This window comes from Aliikangiella litoralis, from assembly GCF_052495765.1.
This window is the reverse complement of the sequence record NZ_CP199292.1, coordinates 1950207-1963921: the sequence shown is the minus strand read 5'-3', so window position 1 is coordinate 1963921 and position 13715 is coordinate 1950207. Positions and strand designations below refer to the sequence as shown.

13 protein-coding genes are annotated in these 13715 nt (G+C 35.5%); 5 read left to right on the top strand and 8 right to left on the bottom strand.

Annotation, left to right across the window (positions count from 1 at the left end):
• Nucleotides 1–79 precede the first annotated feature (79 nt).
• Both ACT5E3_RS08180 and def read right to left on the bottom strand, forming a co-directional pair.
• Nucleotides 80–1369 carry a hypothetical protein gene (locus ACT5E3_RS08180; RefSeq protein ID WP_444997812.1) on the bottom strand — a complete coding sequence of 430 codons (1290 nt, stop codon included), beginning with the start codon at nt 1367–1369 and terminating at the stop codon, nt 80–82.
• Nucleotides 1370–1563: 194 nt separating this feature from the next.
• Nucleotides 1564–2079: a peptide deformylase gene (def, locus tag ACT5E3_RS08175; RefSeq protein WP_444997811.1), complete on the bottom strand. Its 516-nt coding sequence runs from the start codon at nt 2077–2079 to the stop codon at nt 1564–1566.
• A 422-nt stretch (nt 2080–2501) separates the two neighbouring features.
• Between def and ACT5E3_RS08170 the strand changes: the two genes are divergently transcribed.
• Nucleotides 2502–3227, top strand: coding sequence for a hypothetical protein (locus tag ACT5E3_RS08170; protein ID WP_444997810.1), 726 nt, complete (start codon nt 2502–2504; stop codon nt 3225–3227).
• 21 nt (nt 3228–3248) lie between these two features.
• Complete coding sequence (locus tag ACT5E3_RS08165; protein ID WP_444997809.1) at nt 3249–3890, top strand: site-2 protease family protein; 642 nt, start codon at nt 3249–3251, stop codon at nt 3888–3890.
• 51 nt (nt 3891–3941) lie between these two features.
• Here the strand turns inward: ACT5E3_RS08165 and ACT5E3_RS08160 are convergent, their stop codons facing one another.
• From ACT5E3_RS08160 to ACT5E3_RS08145, 4 genes are all read right to left on the bottom strand, one after another.
• Complete coding sequence (locus ACT5E3_RS08160; protein ID WP_444997808.1) at nt 3942–4520, bottom strand: hypothetical protein; 579 nt, start codon at nt 4518–4520, stop codon at nt 3942–3944.
• The gene (locus ACT5E3_RS08155; RefSeq protein ID WP_444997807.1) at nt 4517–5038 is read right to left on the bottom strand and encodes an RNA polymerase sigma factor; all 522 of its coding nucleotides are present in this window, start codon (nt 5036–5038) and stop codon (nt 4517–4519) included. The genes ACT5E3_RS08160 and ACT5E3_RS08155 overlap by 4 nt, the downstream gene beginning before the upstream one ends.
• Nucleotides 5039–5159: 121 nt before the next feature.
• The gene (locus ACT5E3_RS08150; RefSeq protein WP_444997806.1) at nt 5160–5438 is read right to left on the bottom strand and encodes a DUF1653 domain-containing protein; all 279 of its coding nucleotides are present in this window, start codon (nt 5436–5438) and stop codon (nt 5160–5162) included.
• Nucleotides 5435–6235: a tetratricopeptide repeat protein gene (locus ACT5E3_RS08145; RefSeq protein WP_444997805.1), complete on the bottom strand. Its 801-nt coding sequence runs from the start codon at nt 6233–6235 to the stop codon at nt 5435–5437. The genes ACT5E3_RS08150 and ACT5E3_RS08145 overlap by 4 nt, the downstream gene beginning before the upstream one ends.
• Before the next feature lie 334 nt (nt 6236–6569).
• Here ACT5E3_RS08145 and ACT5E3_RS08140 point away from each other — a divergent pair, with 334 nt between their 5' ends.
• On the top strand, nt 6570–6884 hold the full coding sequence (locus ACT5E3_RS08140; protein WP_444997804.1) for a hypothetical protein: 315 nt from the start codon (nt 6570–6572) through the stop codon (nt 6882–6884).
• 175 nt (nt 6885–7059) lie between these two features.
• On the opposite strand, the gene ACT5E3_RS08135 is transcribed toward ACT5E3_RS08140, so the two are convergent.
• Both ACT5E3_RS08135 and ACT5E3_RS08130 read right to left on the bottom strand, forming a co-directional pair.
• The gene (locus tag ACT5E3_RS08135; protein ID WP_444997803.1) at nt 7060–9474 is read right to left on the bottom strand and encodes a prolyl oligopeptidase family serine peptidase; all 2415 of its coding nucleotides are present in this window, start codon (nt 9472–9474) and stop codon (nt 7060–7062) included.
• A gap of 185 nt (nt 9475–9659) precedes the next feature.
• Nucleotides 9660–10976, bottom strand: coding sequence for a diguanylate cyclase (locus ACT5E3_RS08130; RefSeq protein ID WP_444997802.1), 1317 nt, complete (start codon nt 10974–10976; stop codon nt 9660–9662).
• 111 nt (nt 10977–11087) lie between these two features.
• Between ACT5E3_RS08130 and ACT5E3_RS08125 the strand changes: the two genes are divergently transcribed.
• Nucleotides 11088–11978 carry a BPSS1780 family membrane protein gene (locus ACT5E3_RS08125; protein ID WP_444997801.1) on the top strand — a complete coding sequence of 297 codons (891 nt, stop codon included), beginning with the start codon at nt 11088–11090 and terminating at the stop codon, nt 11976–11978.
• An 11-nt stretch (nt 11979–11989) separates the two neighbouring features.
• Nucleotides 11990–13693 carry a diguanylate cyclase domain-containing protein gene (locus ACT5E3_RS08120; protein ID WP_444997800.1) on the top strand — a complete coding sequence of 568 codons (1704 nt, stop codon included), beginning with the start codon at nt 11990–11992 and terminating at the stop codon, nt 13691–13693.
• The last annotated feature ends 22 nt before the right edge of the window (nt 13694–13715 follow it).

The following is a 13715-nucleotide window of genomic DNA, read 5'->3' as shown; positions in this document are numbered from 1 at the left end:
ACCTCACTATAGGAAAATGCTCTGCTTAACCTGAGCGAGGGATAAAAGAGCTCAATAAAGAAACTTGTTGTTAAACAAATCATTTTCCTTTTATATGATTTAGGGGGCTCCTAACAAATATATTATCCATATCATACACATTTCCACCTGATTGAATTTCTTGATTATGATCAAGCTCATATTTCATACGCTTTCCAACTTGCTGACTTTTAACCGCAAAAGGCGCATAACCTTGTTTCATTTGATTAATATTATCTTCTTTGAATTGCTTACTGATAACAGGATCATTTGCAATTGTCTTCCAGAATTCACGCCTAAATTCATCAAAACTTTTAAACTTTTTCCCAGAAAGTTTCTTGGCAATATGTTCAGGTATTTTTGCAGCCACTCCAGCTGAACCTTTTAACCACTTTTTACCATCTAAAATCTTTGGTAACTGACTATATGATGCAACTCCGGGTTGATTTCTTCTATTGGAAGACGAATAATCAGGAATAGCTAAAGTTGTATTTTTTTTACCAAGCTTTTGGAAAAGAATATTATTTTCCTTCTTATGCCTTTCTTTTTTCTCAGCAAGTAACTTTTTCTTTTTTTCTCGTTCTTTTCTTTCTTTTGCTAAACGTGATTTTTTTAAACGTTCTTTGATTGATTTTTTCTTTTGTTTATCTATTTTCTTCTTACTCACCCCGTTCTGCTTTAAAGCTTCTCTAGCAGCGGCATTCTTTTTCGCTTTATCTTCTTGTAGTTTTTTTTGCTTATAAAGTACACTTATTTTTTGTTCTTTTTTCTCTTTACTTAAATTTTTTAATTGATCAGCTAACTTTTTATTCTGTAACTTCTCTTGGTTTAACTTGGAAATATGGATACCCGTTTTTTTCAACTGATTTTCCAAACTCTTTTGAGCGGCCTTTTCTTTCTCTAACCGTTTTTTAAGTTTTACTCTTTGCTCTTTGGATATGTTTTTCTGCTTTAGCAACCGCCTTAACTTTTCTTGCTCGAGTTTTTTTTGTGCTAAATCTTTTTCAAATTTCTTTTGCTGTAATCGTTGTAGTTTAAGCTTTTCATTATTTTTAAGTTGAGCTTGTCTCAGTTTTTCCTGATCTCGACGTATGCGTTCTCGTTCTCGTTGACGTTCTTGACGTATTTTTTCCCTTTGGCGCTCCTGCTCTCTTCTAAGACGCTCCCTCTCACGAGCTTGTTCTTGACGCATTCGCTCTCTATCGCGAGCTTGCTGCTGTCTAATTTGCTCGTTCATTCTCTGTTGTTGCAACCGTTGATAATCATTTGCTTCTAGCTGCGGAGAATAAATAACGATTAAGGAAAAAATAAGGAAGGCAGTAAACAGTATTTTAAATATAACACTTTTCATATATTCTCCACATAAGTGCAGGGCAACCTTAGATTATCACTCTCTTCATAAAAATAAAACAATTATTGGGAGTTGTGCCAAGCAGAGATTCAGCCAATACAGCCCCCAATATTATCAAAAAAACGGCCAATCAAACTCATATAAATTGTAAATTTAAAGTAAACATTATCGGCATATCTACTTTCGTCTTATTGTTACTTTTTTGCCAACTCTTCAACAAAACCAAACTTAGACATATCTTCCATTCTCATCGGATAAAGGACACCATCAAGATGATCACACTCATGCTGAACAACAATCGCATGAAATCCAGTAACTTCTCTTTCAATTTGGTTACCATCAGCATCTAATCCTCGGTAACGAATATGCGCAGGACGCTCAACATAACCACGCATACCAGGAATACTTAAACAACCTTCCCAGTAACCTCGCTTGTCTACAGACAACACCTCAATTTCAGGATTGATTAACACCGTTAATGGCACACTATCAGCATCGGGGTAGCGATCGTTATTTTCTACCCCAAAAATGACAACCCGTTTCTGAACGCCAATTTGCGGTGCCGCTAAGCCAGCACCTTGATAAGCTTTCATGGTATCAAACATATCTTCAATCAATTGTTTTAATTCATCCGACAATACATTATTAACAACTTCACTGACTTGTTGTAACCGCGGATCTCCCATTCTCAAAATTTCTTTGACTGCCATAATTTATCTATCCAGTTTTACTGTTTATCGATTAACCAAGTTAATTTGTTCAATATTAATCAGACTTATTACCCTTTGCCTGAGTTAACATTTAACTGTGGGGCAAAAAAATACCGAGTGTTGGTTCAGGTTTTTTCCTTGCAAACGTTGCATGGCCTGATAAAACACCTTGACAGCATCACTATGCACCACCCAGTTCACCTTTTTACCCTGTTGTTGTGCCCTTAACATCCCTTCACTTGCAATGATAACGCCATTCATAATCTCAAATTAATATAGATCACTAGCTTTTTGGACTGTAACCAATAGAATTTCTCATATTTTGTAACCAAACAAAAGAAGAATCCACTTTGATAAAACATCTTTTATAGAAAAAATCTGATAAAGTTACATTTAATAATTGTTAGGAAAAATCTGAAGGCATGTTAATTAAAACGATTCAACATTTAATGACTTTAACGGTAGGTTTTTTAGCTGGCTATTTATTGTTCAATAAACAACCTCCGCAAGTAGCTATTGAGCCACAGCAAATAGCTTCTACAGAAACAATGACAACCTCCATTCCTGCTATCGAATTAGCAGAAAAAGAAGCGACAATAACTGTCGACAAAAATACTCTTAATAGCACTGAAATAGAGCAACTTAAGCGATTAGTTAAATCACAAACCAGTCAAATATTGAAGCTTGAAGAGAATATAAAAGCGCAAGCTGAGCTTATTGCAACAAACCAAAAGCATGCTGATAAACCACAAAAGCTAAAAACCATGAGCATGAAAGAGTTTGAGGAAGATGTTAAAAATAAATTTGTAAACCGTTTTAAAGGTTATGCTATAGAGCTTGAAAAAAACCAGTTAAAAGATATTAAAGCCTCTTTTGAAACACAGCAAGCTCGCTCTAGTTGGAGCGCAGAGTATGAAAACTATATTAGCGATTATATGAGTAAAGCGAATCCCGACAACCTCCATTTTATAGAGGAACTCAATTGCAACAAATCAATGTGTCGCTTAAAAGTTGAATCAAATAATCTCGAGGACTGGGAAGCTATCTATTCTCAAATGACTCAGCAAAAGTGGTATGATTCACTCACATTTATCGAGCGATCAAACGATCCTAATCGATTTACTTACTATATTCCTAAACGACCATAACTGATAACAAGAGGTTAAACCATGCTAAGTTTGCTAATGCAAGGCGAATATGAAATATTTGTGATGTTGATTATAGCTATTGTTATTTCATTATCATTTCATGAGTTTGGTCATGCCTGGACAGCCAAAAAATTTGGTGATAATACAGCCGAAAGAATGGGACGTTTAACCCTAAACCCTGTCGCACATATTGATCCGATGGGATTATTGATGGTTGCTATTATTGGTTTTGGATATGCCAAACCAGTACCAACGGATCCTAGAAATTTTAATTCTCCTAAAGCATCACTATGGATTAGTGCAGCAGGACCAGCAATGAACTTATTACTGGCATTCATCTTTATTAACTTATTGGTTGCTGCACATATATTTCAAATAGACTATTTAACAACCGATGGGCCCCAACTATTTCTACAATACATGGCTCAAATCAATCTACTATTAATGCTATTTAACTTACTTCCACTCGGCCCACTTGATGGCCACTATATCTTACCCTACTTTTTATCTCGTAATGTTGCTTACAAATATGTCCAGTGGAATGCTCAATACGGTTCAATCGCATTACTCAGTTTGATCGGTTTAAGTATTATAGGTGTTCCAATATTTTCTTTTCTTATGAGCATAGCAAGAACTTTGAGCAGCTTTTTGGTTATTTTTTAGCAAAAACAGGTTCAAAACTGTTTTTGCTTGCATTGACTGCCAATAGTTTAACTAATCTAAATATTCTTTCCATAAAATGGTTAGGCGTTCTAGTTCTTTAGTTTTTTTCGCTTGATACCAAGCAAAAACGGCTATAAAACCGCCTATCCAGCAAACACCAAATAACAAAAATGGCCATTTGGTTAGGGATAAATCGTTTTCAGGTAAAAAGTAATTAACTGTTACCCAAACAACAAAAAGAATGAGTAAAAAGACACAAAAAACTTTACCTAAGCGTCCAATTGTTATGCCTGCTTCTACTCGTTTAATATAAAATTGCAAAACCTCGCGAGTCGATTCTCCTTGCGCTCTAAAGATAGGGAGTCTAATTTTAAAATCCAGATAAACTAAATAAATAAGTAAGCCACCCATAACACAATCCCAAACATCAACAATCCAATGCCTTGAATCTGAAGTAATGGAAAAATAAAGAAACGGAACATATGCCAATACTATAATAATATCTAGCACAAGGACTAATCCCATGCGCCAGGTTACCCAGTTAATTTTCTTTTTTATTTGTTGAATATCAGGTTTATATGATTGCCATTCTGACTGAAGTTCGTCCCAATCTTTTAATGGATCATTCATGCTCTTTCCCCCTGATCCAATAAAGCACCTAATTTAGCCTTAGCTCGATTTAATTTAGCTCCAACATTAGAAACACTAATACCTAATATTTGAGAAATCTCTTTATAACTTAAGCCTTCCAGAGCTAAAGTGACCAATTGACGATCGGTTACTGATAAACGTCTGATCCCGGCAATAAGGTTATGCATTCGTTGATTATTTTGCATAGTTTCACTAGGACAACCAGTTCCAGTTAACCCAAGCTCATCAATTTCGACAGACTCAGGCTCTTTTACACACTTAGCAACATGTGAAATAGCTCGCTTATGGGCAATACTGAGCACATAAGTTTTTAAACTTGATTGATGCTCAAATTTGGCTAAAGCTTTCCACAACGCAACAGATATTTCTTGGTATAGCTCTTCTTGAAGAGAACGGCTTCGCTCATAACTACTGACCACACGAGATATCATGCTATGGTAGTCATTTAAAGTATTCTCAAAAAATTGATTATAATCCTGACGCTCACTACGCGGCATAGAAATACTCTCTATTTGTGAAATCGATAAGGATGTTTGAGCTTTTAGTATCAAAGTTAATGTAGTACTAATTAAAGTAATAGATACCCAAATAGTCCATTTATTGTCAGTTTTATTACATTTATTTTAAACTGCCTTTTTTTGACTGATTTTTGTACTCTTCAATTAACTTGAAGCGTGCAGCGACCCTTCCTTCAAATGACAATAGCTCATTAAACATATCAAACGGTCTCACCCATAATGCAGCATCTCCATAACAAGGGCGATACAATACCATTAACTCTTCAGTTTCACTGTGATATGCAGTACCCAAAACTTCATATTCATTGCCTTTATAATGACGATATTTACCTTTTGGTAGACTTCTATGGTCTAAATGGGGATTGGTATTTTTTTTCATTCGCTAGACTCCAGCCACGCCTGATTATTTTCATAAGCTTCAAGACGTCGCTGAAAATCTAATAATTTTGCTTCTTCAACATCTTCACTTAAACTCGCTATCGCTTTATTTTGCAACGCTACTGCCTGAGAAAAATTGCCATCTAGTGCATAAACGGCTGCTTTTGTGTCTAAAAATGTTGCTTGATTCTCATCGGTTTCCTGAAGCTTGTCAGCCCAATACTTTGCTTTTTTTACATCACGAAAAGCCTTATGCTCAGAAGTTGCATAGATCCAGGCTAAGTTGTTAATGCTCATAAGATGCCGCTTAGCTGCTGATTTTTTAAACCAAGAAATGGCCGAACTAACATCTTTTTTACGTCCTTTACCTTCAAGAAATAAATTTCCTAAATAGAACTCAGCATTCAAATCGCCTTGTTTGGCCGCCTTAATTAACCAACGATAAGCTTCAGCGTAATCTTGTTTAACACCGTTAGCATTTAAATACGACTCTCCAATTAAAGTTTGGGCATCACTTAACCCTCCCTCAGCCGCTTTTAAATACCATTGAAAAGCTTTGTCTGGTTTTGCTTCGTCACCAGCTAATCCATAATCATAAATTTGTGCCAGTAACCACTGTGCTTCAAGTAAGCCGAGCTTGGCTGCTTTTTCGCAACGTTTTAACGCGACTTTATAACTAGCCGCTTTAAAATGATTATGACAATCTTGAAATACAGTCTGTTCAATTTGCTGGCTATCTTCACAAGCAAAAATAATTAATGAAATGTTTAACGCAAAAAATGACTTCCATAATTTCATATTATTAGGCTCCACACCTCCAAATAAAACGCTCAAACTCAAGCTGTCAGTTAGTAATTAACTCACTTAACCATTATCGCGCTTCAAATCCACATACTCCAGAAAATAATACAAATTATCCAATATATTTACCATCATGAACTGAATATTCTATTTTGTTACTTAACTCTAAAGAAATACTTTTATTATTAAAAACTTAATATATTTATCCCCTTAAAATAATTATGTTCTAAAACAGGATCCTGTTCACACTAATAAGAGATATTTTACTTTTTTATTAATATGTTTTTATTTATACTCACTTCAATCAACCAACCTAAATGGATGTTAAAATTTGACCCACGAACTGACCCACAAAGATAAGGAATTTATTTGGAAAGTTGTAGACCATGCAGTTGAAAAAGCAGGTTCACACGCAAACTTATTTGCTAATCGCCTAGACTTCTTCGACGAATCTGGCCGCATTCGTTTTCGTTGGCCTGTTTGGATGGAAGCAATCAAAGGTTACCTAGAATATCAATATGGTGAAAAAAAAGCCGATACATTTCTAATGAGTATTTTACGAGAAGTCATGTCTGAGCCAAATTATCATGCATACTTACGCAAATTAGAAGAAGGCCCTAAAGTATTTAATCAAAGAGCAATTTAGTCTTTTCGCCTATCATCATTAAAACTTATATTCGCTGCAAATTTATATCGATACATAAAATCGATACGTATACATAAAGGTGTGTTGTTCTAACAAAGTACAACACACCCTGAACTACCCCATACTCCTAGCAATAAACATTACCTTAATCATAATTAAATTTATGTCAGTAGACTCAATTAAGATGTCGTTCAAATAATTGGTAGATGCGAGTGTACTCATCCAACCAGCTAGACGGTTGTTTAAACCCATGCGGCTCAACCGGATAAATTGCGGTTTCAAAATATTGAGTTTTTTCTAACTCAATCAACCGTTGGACTAAACGAACACTATCTTTAAAAAAAACATTGTCATCAACCATACCATGACAAATTAAGAGCGGTTTGTTTAATCCTTCAGCAAATTCAATTGGTGAGCTTCTCTCATAAGCTTCAGGATCAATCTCTGGAGTGTTGAGAATATTTGAAGTATAGCCATGATTATAATGTGCCCAATCAGTAACAGGTCTAAGTGCCGCACCTGCTGCAAAAACATCGGGAGTTTTAAAGAGTGCCATAAAAGTCATGAAGCCACCATAAGAACCACCATAAATACCAATTCGCTCGGGATCAACATTGGCATTTTCAACCAACCATTTAGCGCCATCAGTTAAATCTTCTAATTCAGGGGTTCCCATATTGCGATAAATCGCAGTTCGCCAATCACGGCCGTAACCTTTTGAAGCTCGATAGTCCATATCAAGCACGACATAACCTTGTCTAGTCAACAAATTATGGAACATGAATTCTCTAAAGTATCCAGACCAACCTTGATGACTATTTTGCAAATAACCTGCACCATGAACAAAAATAACCGCAGGTTTCTTATTGTTTTCTCCTAACTTAGTTTCATTTTCAGCTTGATAAAAACGCGAGTAAATAGGTCGACTAATATGTGTTGAAGGAACAGCAACAATTTCTGGTGTGTTCCATTTAATAGCCTTAAACTGTTCACTTGCAGTATGAGTAAATTGGGCTGTTTTTTCTGTCTTATCGATTGTACTAAGTAATAACTCAGGCATTTTGGTAGTCGTAGAATGTCTAATGACTAACTGCTTTTCCGATGGTGATAAGACATAATCGTTTACGCCACCTAAATTAGTCAACGCTTCTATATTTCGACCTTTTAAAGAAACTCTATAGATTTCGTAATTACCAGGATGATTTTGATTCGCTTTAAAGTAGATATGAGCGCCAGCTTTTGAAACCGTTAAATCACTCACTTCATATTTTCCTTCGGTTAATTGGCGAGCTCTTCGTTTGCCTTTTTTGATATATAAATGAGAATATCCATCTTCTTCCGATAAATAGTATAAAGTTTCATTATCTGGTAACCAGCCAAATTCATTAAACGTCCAATCATTGACCCATGCTTCATTAGACAACCAATGCATCGTTTTTAACTTTGGTTTGTTAACATCAACCCCAACAATCCAACGATCTTTATTGTCATATGAATACAATAAAAGAGCTAGTTTTTGGCTATCATTCGTCCACTCAACGCCACCATTAGCTCTCCAGTTATACGCTGAAATAGCACGAGGCCCATCTTGCTCTTTATATTTATAACCAATTTTTTTAGCGGCACTTTTCTTAAGACTGTCTAAAGGATCGTCATTAATACCCGGTAAGTTCGAAACATCGAGAGCATGTTTTTGGTGACTTTTTAAGTTAATTAAATAAAATTTTTCATTGACAGGCTTAACGGTTCCAACAAGAGGTCTAACCTTTCGATCATTAACATAACCATCACTCGTAACAAACTCTGGCATATGATCGGCTTTTCCTGCAGCACTTTTTTCTGTGGTTCCTAATAAAAGCCAGTTAGCATCGGGAGATAACTGAAATGTCCTGATATTAACTTGCTTACCTAAATACCAAGTTTTACTTTGGCTTAAACGGTTTTTCTCTTGTCTCTTTTTTTGATATAGCTTTTCCTTTTCTTTTTTCTCTATGTATTTTAATAAGCGTGGTTGACTTTGCTCTAAATAGCTTTTAGATCCCTTCTTTTCTGGATCATCGGCTAATTTAAAATCTGCAATTTGTTCAGAAAAACCTTGTTCAATATGATAAATAAAAATTTGATGGTCTTCTAAATAACTTAATTTGTTATCATCAATAAAGTTCACACGAGATTGAATTGTATCATCAGATGTAATCGCTTTTATTGTAGTCGTCGAATTATCAATCAGGTAAACATCTCCCTGGTAAACAAAGCTTCCCCAAGAACCACTTGGATTTTGTTTTGCTTTTTGGCTAGCAAGCCAAAGCAATTTATCAGCTTCAACTAAAGAAGATTGCTGTGCACTTAACAAATACTGATAGTGTTCTTGGTGACTATGACCTGTTGCTTTTTGTTGATAAAAAACTCGACTTCCATCTGCTGACCAAGCAGGATTAACAGGAGAGTTACCCATCCAATCAGGATCGGCCATAATTTTATTTAAAGATAACTCCGTTTTAATCGTAGTATCAGTTGGTACGACTTCAGCCCCTACAGAAAAAGAGCTTAGTAAAGCCCCTAAAAACACTATTTTTTTTAGCCTCATCATGCCAGCCTCTATTATTTTAAGTAAAATACAATTATTTGTTCAGATATGCTTTTGAGCATTGTGAAAATGATTTAAAGAATAGCATTTTTATAATTATTCTGACTAGTCAAATGGTTAAATATGCGTATTTGCGGGACTTTAGGTGCGTATTTGTCAATAAATTATGTTAAATATTATTGCTGCTTCTAATTTTTTAGTGTTTGTGCCATGCAAACTTGGTTACGACCATGCTCTTTAGCGTAATAAACTGCCGAATCAGCTTGGTGGAATAAGTAATTAAATGAATCTTCCTCGCTTAAAGAATCCTTACCCGCCACCCCTAAACTAGCAGTAAGATTTAAACCTCCGGGTTTTAATTCAGCTAATTCTTGACATATTTTTTTAGCTTTAACTTCTGAGTTTTTAATATTACAGTGTGGTAAAACTAATACAAACTCTTCTCCACCAAAACGAACCGCAAAATCTTCCCTGCGGCAACTTTTAATCAACAGTTGGCTGACTTCTTTAAGTACCATATCACCAACCGAATGCCCATGATTATCATTAATAGATTTAAAAAAATCTAAATCAATGACAATAATACTCAATGCATGTCCATGTCGTTGAGCCTCTTTAACTCTTTTAATACCAATATCAGTTAAATAATGACGATTATATAACTCGGTTAAAGGATCTGTAATGGCAAGTAACCTTAACTGTTTTTCTTGCTCTAGCACTTTATCATGCAGTTTTTTCGCTCTTATCAAATTCTTGGCTCGAACAACCAATTCATCATTATCCATAGGCTTACTGATAAAATCAGTCGCACCTTGTCTTAAAGCTTCAATTCTCTGACTGGCCTTATCTAATCCAGAAATAGCAATAATCGGGAGTTTGCAAATTGGTTCACTAAGATTTCTCACATGTCGAATAAGCCCCATACCAGTCATTTTTCCTTCTAACAAAATATCAGTAATAATCAAGTCAAAAGATTGCTCATTAAACAACGCTAAAGCTCCTTCTGCATTCGTTAGTTGTGTGACTTGGTAGCCTTGTTCTAAAAAAAACTTTTCTGTCTGCATAGCAATAGCTTCAGAGTCTTCAATGAATAATATATGCGCAGACTGCTTTTTGTTTTGTTGCACCTCTTTGCATATCGAAGAAATATAATCTCTCATCTCAACCAGCCTATCGCGAATAATCACCTCAGTGACATCTCGTTCAAGTGCTTTACGAATGAGTTTTTTATCATCAGATGAAGTCAGTAATAACAAAGGAACCTTAATACCTAAATATTTACGCAACTCTGTTGCCAACTCAACGCCTTCGTAATCTGGGAGCTCATTTGCGCAAAGAATCAGCAAAAATGTCGACTTTTTAGCAATAGCTAGTGCCTTTTTGCCACTATTGGTGATACTGACACTTAAACCAACTTTTTCTAACTGTTGCGCCACGATTTGCTGATAAAGCTTTGATGGCTCAATTAAAAGCACATTTGCAGATTCTAAATTATCATCAGCCATAAGCATCACTTGTTGCTAAAGTCTTAATTGATTATAGTAGCTACTATTGTTCATATGTAAATTTTACCGAAATCATCATCCTGTGGATTTTGTGATTTTAAGGAGAAATGAGTGTCAGATAACCTCTATAACAGCCCTGAGTCTAATTTAACCACCCCCAACCTTCCTTCAAATGAACCGCGAAAAGTACCGGCAGGTAACGGTGGTCGTTGGCTTACATCAGGAATCCATTACTTTTTATACAGCCCAGGCACTTGGCTTGCCAGCATACTAATTACTGGCATATTTATGGTTATTCTTACCGTTATACCACTTTTAAATATACTAGCTAATGTTTTGGCCCCTGTTTTAGCTGGTGGTTTTATGTACGGCTGTCATCAAATTAAACAGAAAAAAGAATTCAAAGTAGAACACCTTTTTAAAGGTTTTGACAAAAAGTTTGGTCCACTAGCGATTGTTGGGCTTATTTATGTCGCTTCTGTAATGGGCATTATTATCCTTGTTTTTATGATAATGGGTACTATTGGCTTAAGTATTGGATTAGACGAACTCAACAACCCTGAAGCACTACAAAAGATGTCACCAGAAGACATTTTAAATTTACTCATTTTACCATTTTTAATCGCAATGGCTCTCATTATCCCTGCGATGATGGCTTATTGGTTTGCCCCTTCACTGGTTATGCTACGAAATATACAACCTTTAGATGCTATGAAGTTAAGCTTTAAAGCTTGTATGACTAATTTTGTGCCGTTTTTAGTGTATGGACTAATGGGCATGCTAATTGGTTTTGTGTTTATGATTATCATTGGCATTGCATCAGCCATTAGTTGGATGTTGGCTGGACCTCTGATTATTATTGGTTATCTGATAATTCTTTGTGTATTAATCGCCTCAACCTACATCGCGTTTGACGATATTTTTCCCAATACCGATGCTGAGTTACCGGAGCAAGATTCGGGCGAGCAAAATTCGGGTGAGCAAGATAGCATGATTGCATAAACACTTTAAGCATGACCAATAACTTTAAAAAATTAATAGCTTTGCAATACGCCTTACATGGCGTATTATTTTTTATTATTATTTTCTTTAATTTACCCGCACATTCAGCTCAACTAATAGACAAAGTTCCTATTGAGCTGAAAAACAACTGGCAAACCTGTTTGCACTTTGAGTCTCAGCAAGCAATATGCAATGCAAAACAGCTCCCAGAAAAAAACCGCCATTTACCAGAAAATGTTACTCATCAAACTTATACGAAGGAGTTTATTCCTAACAGTAATTTAAAAGGGATCCCTTTAGGTATTTGGCTACCGAATATCGATGATGTCGATAAAATTTACATTAATAAGGAACTTATCGGTAAAACAGGACAGTTTTCACCAACATTTGAAAGTGGCTTCAGATTAAAACGGTTGTACCTTATTCCCAATGAATTGATTCACTTCAACCAATTCAACCAAATTGAAATTCATACTTTTAGCTCCCGTAACCTGCCAGGTATTCAAACAAGTGCTCCAATAATTGGGAATTACTTAACCCAACAAAGCGCTTTGCAAGGACAGAACTACTCGTATTTAATTGTCGCTTCTATTTTGCTACTACTCACCATATTTCCTGTATTTTATTTTATTGTGGTTAAAGGCAATCAAGAAACCGTTTATTTTATGCTTTTTCTTTTCGCCTTTTCACTGGTTTCAATTGCCCGTTCGCACACGCCGATCGACTTAGGACTCGACTTAAGTTCAGCATTTAAGATGGAGTCTTTCATGCTAGTGTTCGGCATGCTCTCTATATCGCTATTTCTTTTCAGCTTTTTCGACTTAGAGTTACGCCGAATATATACAGCAGGACTATATTTTTTGGGGATCTCAGGCTTAATATTAATTGTTTGGCCTTACGCAATTTATCTTCGAGAGTTGGCAGAGATTAACTATTTCTTACTATTAACGATTACCTTTTTTGTTAACGGTAGTGCACTAATTATAGCGATACATAAACAACGCAAATATGCCTTAACAATTTCGATTACTTGTATTGGTGGATGGATATTATTGCTCTATGACGCCATTATGCAGGCTAATGGTTTATTTGAAATGGATTTGATAATTCGTCCTCGTATGATGCCGCTAGCCTCTGCAATTGTTGGTGTCGTATTCACGCTCACTTTAACCCACAAATATTGGCACTTCTTTAAAGGCTCAACTTATGATCATTTAACTGGCACATTATTACGTCCAGCATTTTTTCAACGCTTGTCTGAAGAAATGGATCGCTGCCGACGTAGTGATGATTCATTAATGATTGCTGTTGTAGAAATACAGCAAGCTAAAAAAATTAGTATGAACTATGGATACAGCATTGGAAATCATTTGTTAACAACAGTCAGTCAATCCTTAACCAAAGTATTAAGACCTTATGATTTAATTTGCCGCTTTAGTGATGAGCAATTTTGTATTGCCGCAACAATCAATAATCGTCAAGATGCCGAGCAATGTATTCAAAGAATTTATGAAGAACTCATCAACATAGAGCAACCAATTAACAGTGAAGTTGAGCTTTATGTTGATGCAAGAATTGGTAGTGTTATCTATAATGAGGAACAGCACTTGTCTGTTTCTCATATTATTCAAGATGCGAATTACGCCCTTTCAAAAGCCAAAAGCCAGTCTAGACAAAGCTATTTATTAATACAAAATTTCACCATGCCAGTATGAGTATCCATTTCGTACTAACTTC

Excerpts from the sequence above, each read along its gene's own strand:
- ACT5E3_RS08135 (WP_444997803.1), bottom strand. The coding sequence starts at position 9,474 with ATGATGAGGCTAAAAAAAATAGTGTTTTTAGGGGCTTTACTAAGCTCT.
- ACT5E3_RS08130 (WP_444997802.1), bottom strand. The coding sequence starts at position 10,976 with ATGGCTGATGATAATTTAGAATCTGCAAATGTGCTTTTAATTGAGCCA.
- ACT5E3_RS08150 (WP_444997806.1), bottom strand. The coding sequence starts at position 5,438 with ATGAAAAAAAATACCAATCCCCATTTAGACCATAGAAGTCTACCAAAA.
- ACT5E3_RS08165 (WP_444997809.1), top strand. The coding sequence starts at position 3,249 with ATGCTAAGTTTGCTAATGCAAGGCGAATATGAAATATTTGTGATGTTG.
- ACT5E3_RS08145 (WP_444997805.1), bottom strand. The coding sequence starts at position 6,235 with ATGAAATTATGGAAGTCATTTTTTGCGTTAAACATTTCATTAATTATT.
- ACT5E3_RS08155 (WP_444997807.1), bottom strand. The coding sequence starts at position 5,038 with ATGCCGCGTAGTGAGCGTCAGGATTATAATCAATTTTTTGAGAATACT.
- ACT5E3_RS08170 (WP_444997810.1), top strand. The coding sequence starts at position 2,502 with ATGTTAATTAAAACGATTCAACATTTAATGACTTTAACGGTAGGTTTT.
- def (WP_444997811.1), bottom strand. The coding sequence starts at position 2,079 with ATGGCAGTCAAAGAAATTTTGAGAATGGGAGATCCGCGGTTACAACAA.
- ACT5E3_RS08120 (WP_444997800.1), top strand. The coding sequence starts at position 11,990 with ATGACCAATAACTTTAAAAAATTAATAGCTTTGCAATACGCCTTACAT.
- ACT5E3_RS08160 (WP_444997808.1), bottom strand. The coding sequence starts at position 4,520 with ATGAATGATCCATTAAAAGATTGGGACGAACTTCAGTCAGAATGGCAA.
- ACT5E3_RS08180 (WP_444997812.1), bottom strand. The coding sequence starts at position 1,369 with ATGAAAAGTGTTATATTTAAAATACTGTTTACTGCCTTCCTTATTTTT.